This window comes from Hymenobacter canadensis (assembly GCF_027359925.1).
In the GTDB taxonomy this organism is placed as follows: Bacteria; Bacteroidota; Bacteroidia; order Cytophagales; family Hymenobacteraceae; genus Hymenobacter; species Hymenobacter canadensis.
Genome location: NZ_CP114767.1, coordinates 4,462,602 through 4,480,100, shown reverse-complemented (window position 1 = coordinate 4,480,100; position 17,499 = coordinate 4,462,602). Strand labels below are relative to the sequence as shown.

Sequence of the window (17,499 nt, the reverse complement as noted above, 5' to 3'; positions counted from 1 at the left end):
CCAGCTTTCATCATCCTAATTACGTGCTGGTTACGCCTTGACAGGCCTGATCTGATAGCGTGCATTTGATTGAGGCTGCTTCCGGGCAAAATCCCGGTCCAAACGCATTGCTCCTACAGCAAAACCAGTACCTTAGGGCACCATACTCTTGTTGACTTCCTTTTTTTTCAACCCATCCTTCTATGTTGCCAATCTTTACTCTGCCAAGGCGCACATGGCGGCCGGCCCTGCTGGGCGGTCTGCTACTGGCGGCTACCGGCCTGCCGAACGTGGCCTCCGCCCAACGCGTGCTGTGGGCCGATGCTACCGGGGCCCAGCCCACTGCCGCCCGCACCACCACCCAGGCCCTGCGCCAGTACCGCCCGATTACGGTGCAGCTGCCCGCCATGCGCGACGCCTTAGCCAACGCCCCCCGGGAGGCCGGTGCCGGTGCCCGCAACTCCAGCACGGTAGTGTCCCTGCCGATGCCGGATGGCACTTCGCAGCGCTTCCGCATCGTGCAGGTGCCCGTGATGCTGCCTGAAATGGCCGCTAAGTACCCGCAGATCCGCACCTATGAGGCCCAGGGCATCGACGATCCGGCGGCCACGGCCCGCCTGGACGTGTCGCCGGCGGGTTTCCACGCCATGATTATGAGCGGCACCCGAACGGTGTTCATCGACCCGGTGCAAGCCGGCAGCAGCGCCCACCTGGTGTTTGACCGCACGGCCATGAACAAGGACAACGTGCGTTTCGAGTGCCTCACGCCCGGCGCTATCGGCTCGGCCGGCTCGGTGCTGACGCCGCCGCTGCCCGCCGCCATTCCCAACGGCGCAACGCTGCGCACCTACCGATTGGCCGTGTCCTGCACCGGTGAGTACGCGGTAGCCGTTTGCGCGCCGGACGCTCCTACGGTTGCCCTCACGCTGTCGAAAATTGTTGCCTCAGTGAACCGCGTAAGCGGGGTGTATGAGAAGGAAGTGGCCGCCCGCCTGGTGCTGGTGCCCAAGAATGACACCCTGGTTTTCCTGGACGGCACCACCGACCCATTCACCAACAGTTCCTCTACCACACTGCTGACCGAAAACCAGGCCGTGGTAACGGACCGGATCGGGCAGGCCAACTACGACATCGGCCACATCTTCGCCACCGGCGACGGCGGCGTGGCCCAGCTACGCAGCCTGTGTGCCGCCAGCGGCAAGGCCCGCGGCATGACCGGCCGGCCCGCGCCTTTCGGGGATGCTTTTGACATCGACTACGTGGCCCACGAAATCGGCCACCAGTTTGGCGGCAACCACACGTTCAACGGTACGGTAGGCTCCTGCGCCGGCGGCAACCGCTCGGCCAACGCGGCCTATGAGCCCGGCTCCGGCACCACCATCATGGCCTACGCCGGCATCTGCGGTACGGATAACACCCAGCCCAACTCCGACCCGTACTTCCACTCCTACAGCTTCGACGAGCTGGTAGCGCACATGACCAACGGCGGCAACTGTGGCGTAAACACCGCCACCGGCAACAACGCCCCCGTGGTGAATGCCGGCGCCAACTACGCCATTCCGCTCAGCACCCCATTCGAGCTCACCGGCTCGGCCACCGACCAGAACGGCGACGCGCTGACTTACAGCTGGGAGCAGTTCAACCTCGGGCCCGGCGGCGCTCCAAACTCGCCAACCGGCAATGCGCCCATCTTCCGCGTGTTCTCGCCGGTAGCTTCGCCTGCGCGCACGTTCCCGGCTACCCTCACGCCAGCCGGCGCGCCGGGTGCCCTGCTGACCAACGTACAGGTGCGCGGTGAGATTCTGCCTTCGTATGCCCGCAAGCTCGTTTTCCGCCTCGTGGCCCGCGACAACCGCGTGGGTGGCGGTGGCGTCGATTATGACTCGATGAACGTGGCCGTTATCGGCACGGCAGGTCCATTCATCATGACGCTGCCGAACACCTCGGCCGCCTCGTGGCAGGCCGGCGCACCGCAGCAGGTAGCCTGGAACGTGGCCAACACCACGGCCGCGCCCATCAATGCCGCCAACGTAGACGTGCTGCTATCCACCGACGGCGGCCGCACGTTCCCGACGGTACTGCTGGCCAACACGCCCAACGATGGCTACGAAACCGTGACGATACCCACTTCGGTGGCGGCCAGCACCACGGCCCGCCTCAAGGTGAAAGCCTCCGGCAACGTGTTCTTCGACCTGTCCAACCAGGATTTCACCATCACCAACTCCGGCCAGCCCACGTTCTTCCTGTCGCCGACGGTGGCGCAGCTGCCGGCCCTGTGCCCCGGCGCGGGCTTCTCGTTCCCGCTGGCCATCGGCCAGATTCAGTCGTTCAGCGGCGCCGTAGCCCTGTCGGCTACCGGCCTGCCCGCCGGCATCACGGTTTCGTATGAAAATGCTACCCCGGCCGCCGGCACCACGGTGCAGGCTACGGTGAACGTAGCGGCTGGCACCGCCGGCGGCAACTACACGATTTCGTTAACGGGCGTTAGCGGCAGCATCACCCAGACGCAGCAGTTCACGTTTACGGTGCTGCCAAGCGCCTCGGCAGCGGCGGTACCGGTTAGCCCGGTTAGCGCCCAGCGCGTAGGCAACCGCCCCCGCCTGACCTGGAACGCCGTGCCCAACGCCACGTCCTACGAGGTGCAGGTAGCCACCGACGCTGCGTTCAGCACCGTACTGCTCACGCAGGCCAACATCACGACGACCAGCTTCACGGTGGCTACGCTGCCCCTGACGCCGGGCACGACCTATTTCTGGCGCGTGCGGGGCATTAGCCCCTGCAGCACGGCTCCGTATTCGGCTGCGGCTTCGTTCCTGGTAGGCTCGGTGACGTGTGCTCCGATTGCCGCCACCCAGGTACCGGTGAGCATTCCGTTTGGCACCACGCCCACGGTTACGTCCACCATCAACGTGCAGAACGCCGAGCGTGTCGGCGACATCCGCATCCGCAACCTGGCCATCACCCACCCCAACGTGGGCGAGCTGACCATCTCGCTGACCAACCCTGCGGGCCGGACGGTAGTGCTGCTGGCCAACGTGTGCCCCGGCACCGCCGACCTGAACCTGAACCTGGATGACGCCGCCGCTACGGCCGTGAGCTGCCCGCTGGCCAGCGGTGCTACGGTGCGGCCGGCCAACTCGTTTGCGCCGCTGCTCAACGACCCGGCCAACGGCAACTGGACGCTGACCATCTCGGACAACAACGCCAGCAACGGCGGCCAGCTGACCGGCTGGAGCTTGGAGCTGTGCACGCTGGCCGAAATACCGGCCGCACCTTCTACACTGCTGACGCTGCTCAACGGCGTGACCAACAACCGTGCAAACGTGAACCTAGTGTGGGCCGACAACTCCAACAACGAAACCGGCTTCCAGATTGAGCGCACCGGGGCCAACAACACCACGTTTGCCTTGCTGGCCACCGTAGCCGCTAACACCACATTCTACGCCGACCAGATTGCCGGCGCCAACGGTACGTATTGCTACCGGATCCGGGCTATCAACCCCACCGGCAGCTCCATCTACACCAACGAAAGCTGCGTGAGCATCACGACGCTTTCCAGCCAGAACGCGGCCCTGCTGCGCGGCGTGGAGGTGTTCCCGAACCCGAGCACCGGCCAGTTCCAGGTGAGCGTCGACAACGCCCAGCGCGGCCTCGTGACGCTGCGCGTGACGGATGCCGTGGGCCGCACCGTGAGCAGCATTGCCCTCAACAAGGGCGGTGCCCCGCTCAAGCACTCCCTCGACCTGAGCAAGCTCAGCACCGGCGTCTACCAGCTCCACCTCGACATGCCGGAAGGCACCGCCGTAGTGCGCCTGCTGAAGCAATAGTCGGCACCGAGTATCACTAGCTAAAAAGGCGGCTCCCGAATCGGGGGCCGCCTTTTTTTATGCGTTGGAACGGGTCAGTCTGCGCTACCTGAAATCCTGGCGCACGTCATGCTGAGCTTGTCGAAGCATCTCTACCTCTGGCTAATCATTACCAGCACAACGAAGCGGTAGAGATGCTTCGGCAAGCTCAGCATGACGTTCTAAATAGATTGTACAAGCCTCAAAACCGGTACCGCGCTTGGGCCTTGAACTCAGTGCGGCGGGGGCCCTGGATTTCTTCGAGGCCGGAGCCGACGGTGGTTTGGTGGCGGTAGTGGGTTTCGGCCAGGCGCAGCCAGAGCGTGAGCTGGCGGGTGCAGCTGATTTCGGCAATGCCGTAGACGCGCGTGCCCTGCCCTGAAAGGGCCGGCACCGAAAACGCGTAGAGCACGTCCTGCTCGAACACGTACTGGCGGGTGTCGTAGCTGTCGGTATCGAAGAGGGCGTAGCGGGCGGTGAGGCGCAGGCGGCGGCCGACGGCCACCGAGGCATCTTGGGCCAGCACGTAGCCACGCTGCCAGGGGCTGGCGTCGGTGGCGCGGTAGCGGCTGCCCTGCACGCGGGTGCGAAGGCCCAGCGTGGGGGTGGGGTTGGCGTCGTAGTAGAGCAGCACGCTGTGGCGGGTAGTGGGCTCGGGTTGCGGGATGGGCTGGCCGGAGGACGGGTTGTAGGCTTTCTGGCGGGTGCGCAGCTGGGCGTAGAGCAGGCTGGTTTTGGTGGGCGCGTACGTCACGCGGGTCAGCCAGTCGTGGCCGCGCGAGGGGGCGCCCACGTCGTATTTCAGCCACGGAAACCAGAACTGGTCATAGTACGCCGATACTTCCCAGCGGGCCACTGGCCGCACTTTCAGGCCCAGGTACAGGCCGCTTTCGTTGATGTTGCGCGTGTTTTCGCTGAGCGCGTTGCCGTAGAGCGTGTGGAAGTTGCGGGTGTAGTGCCGCACCAGCGCCGACACGTCGACGGTGGGTGCGAGGCTGGCCAGCAGCCCGTTGACGGTACCCCAGCCGCCGCTGCTGCTGCGGGCCGTTTCGCCAAACACCAGCACGTTGCCGCGCACGTAGGTGTAGTGCGCGCCCAGCGCCAGGTTGTGCGTACCGCGAAACTCGTATTGATTATACAGCTCGGGGCGGCGCTGAATGGCTTTGTCGAAGTGGGTATCGACGGCGGTGAGGCCGGCGGCGAGGTGGCCGCTGCGGCTGGTGTAGCTGAGGTTGCCGCCGGCCACGGTTTCGCGCAACGTCTGGCGGTTGGCCCGCTCCGACGGCGTGCGGTGGAAGCCCGTCAGCAGAAACCCCGACGAAAACTCGTCGAACTCGGCCAATGAGTCAGCCGCCAGCTGCACGTTGGCATCCACCCGCTTCCGCGACACGAAGGCCGTGGCCCGCACCGTGGGCGCCACTTCCACGGTGGCGGCCGCGCCCCGGAAAAACGTGCTTTCCAGAATCGAGGAGTACGGCCGCACCCCGATGGAGCTGCGCCGCAGCGTGGTGATGGTTTCGGCACCTTTGCCCACCTGCAGCCCCGACGACAGCAGCAGCCCCTGCCCAAACTGCAGCTGGTAGTCGCCAACAGCCAGGGTTTTCAGCTTGCCCCGCTCCTGCACCACAAAGTGCGCCGACAGAAAATCGGCGCCGTACTGGCGGCCGTTGGGATTCCAGGTGAGCTGCTCGCCGGCATCCTTTTCGGCCGTGACGCCCAGGCTGAAGTCCTTGGCGTGGCTGACGCGGTAGCGTAGCAGCAGCTTGTCGGGCGAGCCGAGGTAGCGCGTGGGGCCGCGGCCGAGGCTGTCGAGCGGGGCGGCGGTGTAGCCGGTGCGGGTTTGCAGCACCCGCTCGTAGCGCAAAAACAGGGCGTTGTTGTCTTCCTTAAACACGCGCTGCCACAGCGGGCCGCGCAGGCCGTTGGTGCCGCCGGCGGTCTGCACCGTCACGAAGGGCGCGGCCCGATAGATGGTGCGCAGGTCGAAGCCGGGCACGGCCTGCAGCTCGTAGAGGCTCAGCAGCGGCCCGCGCTGCTGGCGGTACGTGAGCAGCTGGCTGATCTGGTTTTCGGAGAGCAGCAGCAGGCCCCGCAAATCTTCGCGGGTGGCGGTATTGAGGCTGATTGGGGTCTGGTAGTACTGCAGCAGCGTTTCGTAGAGGTCCTCGGAGGGCACCTGGTCGCTCTGGATTTCGGCAAACAGCTCCTGCGTCAGCCGGTCGAGGTCGGGCGTGGGGCGCACGTATTCCTGGGCCTGCGCCGTACCGGCTGCCAGCAGAACGGCCGTCAGGATAGCCTTGAAGCGCCGTTTTTGCGGGTAGCGCGAAGCTTTTGCTTCGTGCGTAGTTGAACCGTAGGCTGCTGAATCGTTTAGCGGTACGCGAAGCAAAGGCTTCGCGCTACACTCGCCCGACAGTTCTCCCGACTGTGATACGAAAGTGCTCCAACCGGACCTCATGGCTGCTTGGCGTTGAAGCTCAGCCCAATGCTCAGGTGCTGGCTGAGGCCCAGGGCCGCGTGCCAGGCGGCGGCGTAGTCGATTTGCAGCGCGCCGGCCCGAAAGCCCAGGCCGCCGGTGGTTTCCTCGGTGAGCGTGCGCAGGCCGGCCCGCAGCGCCAGTGCGTCAATCACGCGGTACTCAACGCCGGCCTTGAAGTCGGCCGACTGCTCCACTTCCTTTTCGGTTTCAATGTTGAGCATCACCTTGGCCGTGGGGCGGTACGAGATGCCGGCCTTGAGCACCGTGGGCACCCGCTCCTGCTGGTATTCGGCCAGCTTGGCCTGGTTGAGGTTGTAGAGGTAAGCCCCAAACACCAGCCGCTTGGGCACCAGCTCGGCCTGCCCGCCCAACGACACGGCCACCGCCCGCCGGCTGCCCAGCCCCTCGATGCTGAGCTGTAGCAGATCCACCCGCGCCCCGATGCTGACGAGGCCGCCGCGGTAGCCGTAGCCGGCCCCAATGCGCTGCTCGTTGTAGAGCTTGCCGCCGAAGCGCTGCACCTCCAGGCCCACCACGCCGCGGCGGGCCAGCCCGTTTTCCACCTTGCCCAGCGGCGCGGCCACCGCCAGCGCCACAGTATTGAGGGCACTAAGCAGGTAGCGGTTTTCGGCGTACACGGCCGCCGTGGGGGCGCTGAGCTGGCCGAGGCCGGCGGCGTTGTTACCCACGGCCCACACGTCGTTCAGAGTGACGGAGGCGTGGCCGAGGGCGGCGGCGCGGGCCCCGCGCACGCCGGGGCCGCTGCCCTGCGCGTGGCTGATGAATCCGGTTAGCAATAAGACACTCAGAATCGGGTAGCGTTTTGCCATAAAATGCTTTTCCATCTTTTACAAGTGATGAAAATTACCGGAAAGGCGGCAACTCCACAACTATTCATAGCGCACAGCCAATATTTATTTCCTGTGAGAAATCCAGCCCCACCAGACGCGAAAACGCCCCGGTGCCGTGTTGGCACCGGGGCGTTTTTGGGTATCATTCCGACCACCGTGGGAAGTCTGCAGCAAGCCCTATGGCGGGATTGCGCAGATTCCGCGCTTCACTCGGAACGGTAGGCGGACTTACATGCCGGCGGCAGTGGTTTCCTTGCCTTTCTTCTTCTTGACTTTGGTTTTCTGGCCGTCGTCGGTTTTCACTTTCATCTTCTCCACGTCGCTCATGCCATTCACCGAGGCGGTGGCGGCACCCACGCCGGGGTTGGGGCCGTTGTTGACGATGGTCATTTCATCGACGATGTGCTTGGCGTTGCCGAGCTTCTCGATGCACCAGAGCACGTAGCGGATGTCGGCGTTGATGCAGCGCTTCAGCTCGGGGTCGTAGGCCAGGTCGCCGGTCATGGCTTCCCAGTTGCCGTCGAAGGCCAGCCCGATCAGCTCGCCGCGGCCATTGATAACCGGCGAGCCGGAGTTGCCGCCCGTGATGTCGTTGTCGGTGATGAAGGCCACGGGCAGGTTGCCGTCCTTATCGGCGAAGCGGCCGTAGTCTTTCTGCTTCAGCAGCTCCAGCTCTTTCTGGGGCACCACAAACTCGGGGTTGGAGGCGTCTTCCTTCTCCAGAATGCCCTGGGCCGTGGTTTTATAGTCGTAGCGCACGGCGTCGCGGCCTTTGTAGGGGCGCACGGTGCCGTAGCTGAGCCGGATGGTGGAGTTGGCATCGGGCGAGTACACCTTCTGGCTGTTCTTCTCGCGCAGGGCGGCTACGTATAGGCGGTTGGCGCGGGTGAGGCCGCTTTGCAGGGCCTGCATCTTGGGCAGAATGTTCTGGGTGTAGTTCAGGTACACCGAGTTGAAGGTCTTGAACCCGGGGTCGGCTTCCAGCTTGGCCAGCGTGGGCGCGGCCAGGAAGGCCTTCACCTTGGCTTCCGAGGTCAGGAAGGAGTTGGCAAACACGTAGTCGGCGTACTTCTGCATCGAGCCACCGTACTGCTTCTGCACGGTCTGGAACACGTCGGGCAGCTGGGCGGCGGGCACGTCCTTCATGTAGAGGCTCATCAGCGCGGCAAACACCTTTTTGTCGGTGCTGGCGCTGTAGTCCTTGAAATACTCGGCCACGGGCTCCTGCAGGTCGGCGGTGGCTTTGCTGAGGGCGGCTTTGTCGGTGGGCGTGGTTTTCAGGGTCATGTAGAGCGGCATCATGCGCGAAGCCAGCGTGATGATTTCGGTGCCGAAAGCGGCTTCGTTCACGTACTGGCTGCTCAGGTTGTACTCCCGCAGGCCGGCGTAGGCCTGGTTGATGCTGGTGAGGGCCTCGCCGTACTGCTGCTGGCGGGCGGGGTCCTGGCTGATCCACTGGGCCAGGGCAGCTTCTTCGGCTTTCTTGGCGTCCACGGTTTTCAGGCGGTTCATGCCCTCATTCTGGCCGATGAAGTACTTCCAGTAGTTGGCGATGTTGGCGTACTTGGAGGCGTACTGCAGACGCAGCGTGGGATTCACGTCCATGTCCTCCTTCCACAGCTTGAGGCGCGTGTCGCGCAGCTTGATGCGGGCGGGGTTGCTCTGGTCCAGGGTCATCTGCAGGCCGGCGGCGGGCAGGAAGCGCTGGGTGCGGCCGGGGAAGCCGAATACCATGGCGAAGTCGCCTTCGCTGATGCCCTGCAGGCTTACGGGCAGGTGCTTCTTGGGCACGTAGGGCACGTTGTCGGCGCTGGGGCCGGCAGTAGGCTTGTTGTCTTTGGAGGCGTACACGCGGAACATCGAGAAGTCGCCGGTGTGGCGGGGCCACATCCAGTTGTCGGTGTCGCCGCCGAACTTGCCCACGGCTTCCGGCGGGGCGCCCACCAGGCGCACGTCGCCGAAGCGCTGGTACACGAACAGGTAGTACTCGTTGCCGCCGAACATGTCGCGCACGTAGGCTACGTACTGGCCGTTTTCCTTGGCCGCGTCGGCCATTTCCTTCTGGCGCTTCTGGATGGTGGCCATGCGCTCCTGCTCGGGCGTGGCGGCCGTGAGGCCTTCCAGCACCTTGCCGCTCACGTCTTCCATGCGCACCAGAATGTCCACGAACAGGCCGGGGTTGGTCTTTTCTTCGGCTTTGGTGGCGGCGAAGAAGCCGTTCTGCAGGATGTTGTTTTGGGGCGTGCTGTGGGTCTGGATGGCGTCGTAGCCGCAGTGGTGGTTGGTGAGCAGCAGGCCCTGGCTGCTGACGAACTCGCCGGTGCAGAAGCCGCCGAGCTGCACCACGGCATCTTTGAGGCTGGCGTTGTTGACGTCGTAGATTTCTTCGGCCGTGAGCTTGAGGCCTTTTTTCTGCATGTCGGCCTGGTTGAGCCGCTTCACGAAGAGCGGCAGCCACATGCCCTCATCGGCGCGGGCCGTGAAGGGCAGCAGCAGCGTCAGCAGCAGGGCCTTGGCCCAGTGATTGGTGCGCATAAAACTGTGGGGAATGGGGAAAGGAAGGAATGAGACGCCGGGCGGGTGCACCGGCCTTCAAACTTACAAAAAGGCGCTGCAACGCGCCGCCCGCCGGGCCCGGGATTTATTCCACGGGGTTTACGGTTCTTTGCGCTATGTCTGCCGTCTTCCGCCAGCTACTGCTGGGTTTGCTCTGGGTGTACCGCCACCTGATTTCGCCGCTCACGCCGGCCAGCTGCCGCTACACGCCCACCTGCTCGGCCTACGCCGTGCAGGCCATCGAAAAGCACGGACCCTGGCGGGGCGGGCGGCTGGCGCTACGCCGCATAGCCCGCTGCCACCCTTGGGGCGGCCACGGCCACGACCCGGTGCCGTGAGGTAGCGCGACACATCATCTGCCCGATTTTTTCCGTACAAGTAGTGTTTGCGCTGCCCGGGCTCTACGAGTCGGGCAGCTTTTTTCATCTTCGCTGCTCTCTGATGCCCAGAATATTCCTGCTGACCCTTGGCCTGGCCACCCTGCTCACTACCGCTTGCTCGCAGGCCCAATCCGACACCGCCAATGACCTGACTACCGCCAACGCCTCCGAGGATGGGGCGGATGAGCAGAAGTCGGGGAAGAAAGGCAAAAAGGGTAAGAAGGACAAAAAGGGTAACGCCGAAAACGCCCCGCTGGCTAATCTGGAGACGCTGGGCGAGCTGCAGGGCGGCATTCCGGAAAGCTCGGGCCTAGCCCACGGCGGCCGGCCCGGCACGTTCTACACCCACGGCGACGCCGGCACCGCGCCCACGCTCTACCTGTTCAATGAGAAGGGGGAGAAGCTGGGGGAGCGGGAGTTGCCCGTTACCAATGTCGATTGGGAAAGTATGGCTGAGGATGGCAAAGGGACCCTATTCGTGGCCGATGCCGGCAACAACAACAACTCCCGCCAAGACCTGACTATCTACCGCTTCAATCCTGACCAGCCCGCTAGCGTTGGCAAAATCCGCTTCCGCTACCCCGACCAAAAGGACTTCCCACCGGCCAAAGATGAGCGCAACTTTGACTGCGAGGCTTCGCTCTGGAGCGCTGGCAAAATCTATCTGTTCACGAAAGACCGCGCCAACCAGACTACCAGCAAGGTCTACAGCGTGTCGGACCAGCCCGGCTCGCACGTGGCCGAGCTGCTGACCAAGCTCAGCATTGCCGGCGAGGTAACCGGCGCCGACCTCAGCCCCGACGGCCGCCACCTGGCGCTGCTGGGCCGCGAAGAGCTGTACCTGCTGGAAGGCTCCGACCTGAGCAGCGCCCTGAAAGCCACTCCCAAAACCGTGTCGCTGAAAGGCGCCGGCCAGACCGAAGGCATTCTATTTCTCGACAACGGCACGCTACTTATCAGCACCGAGCAAGGCCCGCTCTACCGTTACAAGCTGTAGCAGCTTATAGAAGTTAGTACCAAGAAGTGAGAGGTGAGCCTTTCGTTCTGATTGCCCGAATGGGTTGCAGAACGAAAAGCTCACCTCTCACTTCTTGGTACTAACTTCTATGCTATACTTTGACGGCCTTTTGGTCGGGGGCTTCGTCGGCTTCCAGGTCGCGCGGGGCGTGGCCGTAGGGGTTCTTGGGGTCTTTGCCGGCGCGCAGCAGCACCCACAGGCCCATTATAATCAGGGGCAAGCTCAGCAGCTGGCCCATGTTCAGTGGCAGCCGGTCTTCAAAGGCTTCCTGGTTTTCCTTTAGGAACTCCACCAGCACCCGGAACGAGAACAGCAGCACCACAAACAGGCCAAACAGCTGCCCGCGCGGCGTGCGCTCCTTGGTGCGGTTCCACATGAAGTACAGCAGCACCAGCAGCACGATGCAGAACAGCGCCTCGTAGATCTGGGTGGGGTGGCGCAACTCAAACGGAATGTTGCTGTTGCCGCCGTGGATTTCGTTGTAGCGCGCAAACTTGAATGCCCACGGCACGTCCGTGACGCGGCCGATGATTTCCGAGTTCATCAGGTTGCCGATGCGGATCATGCAGCCGCCCAGCGCCACCACAATCACAATCCGGTCGAGTACCCAGAGGTAGTCGAACTTGTTGTTGCGGGCAAACAGCCAGGTAGCCAGCAGGATGCCCAGCGTGGCGCCGTGGCTGGCCAGGCCGCCTTCCCAGATCTTGAAAATCTCCAGAAAATGCTCGCTGGTGAGGTAGTAGCTGGGGTCGTAGAACAGCACGTGGCCCAGCCGGGCGCCCAGAATGGTGCCCACCAGCATGTAGATGGTAATGACATCCACCCAGCGCGGCGACACCCGCTCCGACTTGTAGATGTGCGACAGCACAAACGTGCCCAGCACGAAGCCCGACATGAACAGCAGCCCGTACCAGCGCAGCGTGAGCGGCCCTATTTTGGCCAGAATCGGGTCAGCGGTCCAGGTGATGTAGGAGAGAAAAGAAAGCATGGTTACGAAATATAGAAGGGACTCAAAGGTACTCACACATTCCACTTGCCGCTTTGCAGGCTACTTCTGCTGCAGATTGTGGGCAGGCGGCAGTTAGCGCAGCAGGGCGCCGTCGCCGCTCAGCAGCAGCAACATGCCCAGCATCACGGCATAGCTGGGCCAGCGCAACCAAGCAGGCAGCAACTGGCGCTCCGCGGCGGCCTCGGCCACCAGCCGGGCCCGCACGCGGCTGTAGAAGAACGGCCGGGGCTGGGCATTGGGCTGGGTGCGCCACTGGCGCAGCAGGTTTTCCCATTCGTCGTCGGCTGTGGGCCGGGGGGCAGGATCAGTCATGGCGCAGGGAAAGATGGTGGCGAAGGGTTTTGCGGGCCCGGAACAGCAGGGATTCCACGGCCGACACGGTGGTGTTGAGCACCGCGGCTATTTCATCGTAGCTCAGCTCCTGCTCGTGGCGCAGGGTAAACGCCACCTGCTGCTGGCCGGGCAGCCGGGCAATGTGCGCTAGTAGCAGCGCCAGCTGCTGCTGGCCTTCCAGCTGCGCCTGCGGGTGCGCATGGTCGGGCGGCTCGTGCAGCACCTGGTTGTCGAAACCCAGCAGGCTGGTGAAGTAGGCGAAGCGCTTCCGGGCGCGGGCCCGCTGCCGGTGCTTGAGCGCCCGCGAGGTAGCCAGCCGGTAGAGCCAAGTGCTCAGCGCCGCTTCGCCCCGAAACCGCCCGATGGTTTGGTAGACTTCCACAAACACCTCCTGCGCCACGTCTTCGGCCTCTTCCGGCGACTGCAGCAGCGCCAGCACCGTGCGGTAGATCCGGTTTTGGTAGCGCTCCACCAGCGTCCGAAACGCCGCCTCGCTGCCCTGCTGCAGCTGCGCTACCAACTCGGCATCGGGCGAGACGGCAGCGCAGAGCGCGGGAGACAGAACGCCGGGAGGAGCAGGCAGCGGAAGAGTATACACCAGTGCGGCAGGAATTGAAAGATGAAAACGACACCTGCCCGACGCCCGGCCTTCGCCGCGCCTGCTGAGGATACAACTGCTTAGGCCCCATCCGGCACACAAAACTTGCGCACCGGCTGAAGAATATTCTTCAACAAACTGTCTGACAGTTGATAACTTGTTGAAATCCCGCAATCCGTCGGCACTTTCATAGATCCAGAATCCTCGTACAACCGCAACTGGCCGGAGGTGGCAGCCGCGCCGTGCTGACGACGACCGGCCCGACGGCTGAAAGAGCCGCCGGACCGGAGCCACTACCTTACCCCAGCGCAGCCAGGCACCGCTCTACCACTATAGTGCGTTCAGCTCCTCGGTATAGCCGCCGCTCAGGATGGGGAAGCGCAGCCAAGAGCGCGGATCTACGTTGTAGTCGTCGAGGTGGAAGCTGGGGGCGTACCGCTCGCGCTTCCATTGGTTGCGGCTCCAGAGGCTGTAGAAGCGCTTCACGTAGGTTTTCAGCTGCTCGGGGTCGGCGGCGGGGTCTTCGTGGCGCAGGGTGGCCAGCACCTGCTTGGGCGCCAGCCGGTCGTAGAAAGCCAGCCGCTCGATGCGGTTGAGCAGCACGTAGGGCATCAGGTCCCGCTCGTCGGTCTGCTTGTCTTCGAGGGGGCGCAGCTCGGCGGTGGGCTGCAGGCTGTTCACGTGGCGCAAAGCCGGGTAGTTCAGCTCGGTTTCGGCCCAGCGCAGCCACTTTTTCACGAAGTCCTTGTCGACGCCCGCAATAGGCGAGATGCTGCCGGCCGTGTCGCCGTCCATGGTGCAGTAGCCCACGCTGGCCTCCGAGCGATTGGATGTGGTGATGAGCAGGCAGTTCTGCACGTTGGCCAGCAGCCAGATGGCCGGGGCCCGCACCCGCGCCTGAATGTTCTGCAACGCCAGGTCATCGGTCTGCCAGGTCAGGTCACGGCCCAGCGCGTGCTCGATCTTGCCCACGTAGCCGCTCACTTCCGCGTCAATTTCCCAGTTGTGAAACACGGCCCCGATAGACTCCGCCAGCTCCTGCGCCGAGTTGAACGTGTCGTCGGAGGAGTTGACGGTGCCCTGGTAGGCACAGGTGAGCAAACGGCGCGTGATTGCGCGGTTCGCGGCGCGTTGCTCGTTGTCTGGAGTCGACGCCGAGGCGTCGTTGGGGCCCGGCGCATCCTGGTCGGCTACGGCCGTTACGGAGCCGGCCAGCTGGGCTATTTCCTCCGCGGTAAAGCAGCCGGCGCGGCGCATGAACTCGGCCGTACCCAGCTCCGCCGTGCCCAGGCGCACCATTTCGGCCACCGCCACGGCGCACAGGCAGGAGTCGGCGCCGCCGCTGAGGCTCAGCACGAAGCCCCGGCTGCGGGCCTTGCGCAAATAGTCGAACAGGGCCAGGCTCAGGGCCTGGTTCAGCTCGCGGTACTCATCAGGAGCGGGCAGGGGTGCTATGTCGGCGGCCGGGGCCAGCGGCGCGCTGAAATCCACGTCCACGTATTCCATGTCCACTTCCTTGAAGCTGAGCAACTGGTTACGCAGCAGCAGGTGGCCATTGCGAGCCACCAGAATCTCACCGTCGTAGGTGATGCGGCCGGCCTCGTTGCCGAGCAGGTTGGCGTAGAGGTAGGTGCAATTGAACGTGCGCGAGGCCTCCGTCACGAGGTGATAGCGCACATCGGTCTTGCTCATGGCGAAGTGGCTGGCTGAGGGGTTCACAATCAGATCTACGCGGCCCATCAGGCGGCAGGCGGGCCGCACGTCGTTGGGCCGCCACGCATCCTCGCAGATTTCAAACCCGAACTTCACGCCCTGGTGCTCAAACGTTAGGTCGCCCAGCGTCCACTCCTCCCCTTCCCACTGCACGGCGGTGGTTTCGCCGGCCGGCCAGGGCGCAAAGAAGCGGGGCTCGTAGTGCACGCCGTCGTTGGCCAGAAACTGCTTGGCCGCAAAGCCCAGAATCTGCCCGTCGCGCAGCACGGCGGCCGTGTTGTAGGTGCGCTGGTTGAGCCGAATGGGCAGCCCCACCACCACGCAGATGCCCTCGGTCCAGGGCCGGATCTGCTGCAGGTGGGCTAGCGCGGCTTCAGGCAGCCACTCACTCAGAAACAGGTCTTCGCAGCCGTAGCCGGTGAGGCACAGCTCCGGCAAACACAGCAGCTCCACGCCAGCCGCTTTAGCCTGCTCGATGGCCTCGCGGATGGTGCGCAGGTTGTGGGTCCAGTCAAACGGTATCTGGTTGAGGGCGGCGCCGGCTATTCGCATGGGAGGGGTCAGTAGGTTTCTGCAAAACAACTCTATTTCCCCGGATTGGGTTGCCAAAACACTGCGTCCTCTGCGCAAAACACTGCGCCCTCTGCGGGCTACCATCGTAACAACGACGTAGCCCGCAGAGGGCGCAGTGTTTTGCGCAGAGGACACAGTGTTCCTACACGCCCAGCGCTGCCAGCGCCCGCTCGGCGGCCAGCTGCTCGGCCTGCTTTTTACTCAGGCCCATGCCGGTAGCCACCACTTCGTCGTCGAGCACCACAGAGGCCGTAAACTCCATCACGCCGCCGGGGCGGGCCTCACCGTTGAGGTCGTAGCGGATGGCTTTGCCGTTGCGCTGGGCCCACTCAATGAGCTTGCTCTTGAAGTTGGCCGTCGTTTCGGTGAGGGATTTCACGTCCACAAAAGGCTTCACGAGGCGGCTGAGCACAAATTTACGGGCCGCCTTGTAGCCCTGGTCGAGGTACACGGCGCCCACCAGCGCCTCCAGGGCGTTGCCGTTCACGGAGCGCGAGCGGGCGGCGCGGCCCTGGCCGGGGTCCAGCTGCACCAGCTTATCAAGGCCCAACTTGAGGGCCAGGGCGTTAAGGCTTTCCCGGTTCACGATGCGGCTGCGCATCTCAGTCAGGAAACCTTCCTGCTCGTACGGAAACTTCCGAAACAGGTATTCGGCCACCACTGTGCCCAGCACGGCATCCCCCAGAAACTCCAGTCGCTCGTTGCTTTGGTGGCGCCCAGCGGCCGTGGCCTGCTGCTTCACCACCGACGAATGGGTAAAGGCCAAATGGTAAAGCCGCACGTTTTGAGGCGTGCGGCCGGTTACCGTGGCAATTGCTTGACGGAAGGCCTTATCATGGCCCAGCATCCGCCGAAAAAACCCGAACAAGGGTAAGCCACTCATGGCTGCTACTCCTGAAACTTGCGGAACACCACCGACGTGTTGTGCCCGCCAAAGCCGAAGGTGTTGCTCATGGCCACCTTCACCTCGCGCGGCTGGGCCTTGTTGAACGTGAAGTTCAGCTTGGGGTCCAGTTCGGGGTCGTCGGTGAAATGGTTGATGGTGGGGGGCACGATGCCGTGCTGAATGGCCAGAATGCTGGCCACGGCCTCAATACCGCCCGCACCGCCCAGCAAATGGCCGGTCATGCTCTTGGTGGAGCTGATGTTAAGCTTGTAGGCGTGCTCACCGAACACCTTCTGAATGGCCTTCACCTCGGCGCCGTCGCCGAGGGGCGTGCTGGTGCCGTGGGTGTTGATATAGTCCACATCTTCGGGCTGAATGCCAGCGTCGCGCAAGGCGTTCTGCATCACCAGTACCACGCCTTCGCCCGTAGGGTCGGGCGCCGTGATGTGGTAGGCATCCGACGACAGACCGCCGCCGATGATTTCGGCGTAGATCTTGGCGCCGCGGGCCTGGGCGTGCTCGTAGGCTTCCAGAATCAGAGCCCCGGCGCCTTCGCCCAGCACGAAACCGTCCCGGTCTTTGTCGTAGGGGCGCGAGCCGGTTTCGGCATCGTCGTTCCGCTCGCTCATGGCTTTGAGGGCATTGAAGCCCCCTACTCCGGCCTCCGTAATAGCCGCTTCCGAGCCGCCCGTCACCACCACGTCGGCCATGCCGAGGCGGATGTAATTGTAGGCGGCCACAATAGCATCCGACGACGAGGCGCAGGCCGACGTCGTCACGAAGTTGGGCCCGCGGAAGCCGTTTTTGATGGAAATGTTGCCTGACGAGCTGTCGGCAATCATTTTGGGGATGAAGAACGGGTTGTAGCGCGGCGTGCCGTCGCCTTTAGCGAAGTTGAAGCACTCGTCCTGGAAGGTTTTCAGCCCCCCAATGCCCGAACCCCAGATAACGCCCACCCGGTCCTTATTCACTCCTTCGAGCAAGCCGGCATCCTTGATGGCTTCGTCGCTGGCGATAACGGCAAATTGCGTGAACAAGTCCATTTTCCGACCTTCCTTGGTGGGGAAGTAGTCATCCGGACTGTAGTTCTTCACTTCGCAGGCGAAGCGGGTCTTGAACTTGCTGGCGTCGAAACGGGTGATGGGCGCGGCACCGCTGATGCCTTGGCGCAGCCCTTCCCAGTAAGCAGGAACGGTGCTACCCAGCGGCGTGATGGCGCCCAGGCCAGTAACGACAACTCTCCGAAAAGCCATAGGCGGGGCAGAGATTACGAAAAAGG

Annotated in this window: 12 protein-coding genes; 3 read left to right on the top strand and 9 right to left on the bottom strand. The window is 63.8% G+C overall.

Features of this window, described 5'->3' with window-relative positions; genetic code table 11:
- The first annotated feature begins 182 nt into the window (after positions 1 to 182).
- Entirely contained in the window at positions 183 to 3,806 is a 3,624-nt protein-coding gene (locus tag O3303_RS19170) for a reprolysin-like metallopeptidase (RefSeq protein WP_269559975.1), read from the top strand.
- Between the two features lie 220 nt (positions 3,807 to 4,026).
- On the opposite strand, the gene O3303_RS19165 is transcribed toward O3303_RS19170, so the two are convergent.
- From O3303_RS19165 to O3303_RS19155, 3 genes are all read right to left on the bottom strand, one after another.
- Entirely contained in the window at positions 4,027 to 6,213 is a 2,187-nt protein-coding gene (locus tag O3303_RS19165) for a ComEA family DNA-binding protein (protein WP_269559974.1), read from the bottom strand.
- Between the two features lie 65 nt (positions 6,214 to 6,278).
- Positions 6,279 to 7,133 (bottom strand): PorV/PorQ family protein, encoded by an 855-nt coding sequence (locus O3303_RS19160; RefSeq protein ID WP_269559973.1) that lies wholly within the window; start codon positions 7,131 to 7,133, stop codon positions 6,279 to 6,281.
- 249 nt (positions 7,134 to 7,382) lie between these two features.
- The gene (locus O3303_RS19155; RefSeq protein ID WP_269559972.1) at positions 7,383 to 9,689 is read right to left on the bottom strand and encodes a S46 family peptidase; all 2,307 of its coding nucleotides are present in this window, start codon (positions 9,687 to 9,689) and stop codon (positions 7,383 to 7,385) included.
- Positions 9,690 to 9,826: 137 nt separating this feature from the next.
- Between O3303_RS19155 and yidD the strand changes: the two genes are divergently transcribed.
- Together yidD and O3303_RS19145 are read left to right on the top strand one after the other, a co-directional pair.
- Positions 9,827 to 10,048 carry a membrane protein insertion efficiency factor YidD gene (yidD, locus tag O3303_RS19150; protein WP_269559971.1) on the top strand — a complete coding sequence of 74 codons (222 nt, stop codon included), beginning with the start codon at positions 9,827 to 9,829 and terminating at the stop codon, positions 10,046 to 10,048.
- A 103-nt stretch (positions 10,049 to 10,151) separates the two neighbouring features.
- A complete protein-coding gene (locus O3303_RS19145; protein ID WP_269559969.1) occupies positions 10,152 to 11,087 on the top strand; it encodes an SdiA-regulated/phytase-like domain-containing protein in 936 nt (311 codons plus the stop codon).
- 112 nt (positions 11,088 to 11,199) lie between these two features.
- On the opposite strand, the gene lgt is transcribed toward O3303_RS19145, so the two are convergent.
- The 6 genes from lgt to fabF all read right to left on the bottom strand — a co-directional run bounded on the left by lgt (position 11,200) and on the right by fabF (position 17,473).
- Positions 11,200 to 12,096 (bottom strand): prolipoprotein diacylglyceryl transferase, encoded by an 897-nt coding sequence (gene lgt / locus O3303_RS19140; RefSeq protein ID WP_269559968.1) that lies wholly within the window; start codon positions 12,094 to 12,096, stop codon positions 11,200 to 11,202.
- A 93-nt stretch (positions 12,097 to 12,189) separates the two neighbouring features.
- A complete protein-coding gene (locus O3303_RS19135) occupies positions 12,190 to 12,429 on the bottom strand; it encodes a hypothetical protein (protein WP_269559967.1) in 240 nt (79 codons plus the stop codon).
- A complete protein-coding gene (locus O3303_RS19130) occupies positions 12,422 to 13,048 on the bottom strand; it encodes an RNA polymerase sigma factor (protein ID WP_269559966.1) in 627 nt (208 codons plus the stop codon). The genes O3303_RS19135 and O3303_RS19130 overlap by 8 nt, the downstream gene beginning before the upstream one ends.
- A gap of 330 nt (positions 13,049 to 13,378) precedes the next feature.
- Positions 13,379 to 15,313 (bottom strand): NAD(+) synthase, encoded by a 1,935-nt coding sequence (gene nadE / locus O3303_RS19125; protein WP_269559965.1) that lies wholly within the window; start codon positions 15,311 to 15,313, stop codon positions 13,379 to 13,381.
- Positions 15,314 to 15,476: 163 nt separating this feature from the next.
- The gene (rnc, locus tag O3303_RS19120) at positions 15,477 to 16,100 is read right to left on the bottom strand and encodes a ribonuclease III (RefSeq protein ID WP_269559964.1); all 624 of its coding nucleotides are present in this window, start codon (positions 16,098 to 16,100) and stop codon (positions 15,477 to 15,479) included.
- A gap of 122 nt (positions 16,101 to 16,222) precedes the next feature.
- Complete coding sequence (fabF, locus tag O3303_RS19115) at positions 16,223 to 17,473, bottom strand: beta-ketoacyl-ACP synthase II (protein WP_269559963.1); 1,251 nt, start codon at positions 17,471 to 17,473, stop codon at positions 16,223 to 16,225.
- Between the last annotated feature and the right edge of the window lie 26 nt (positions 17,474 to 17,499).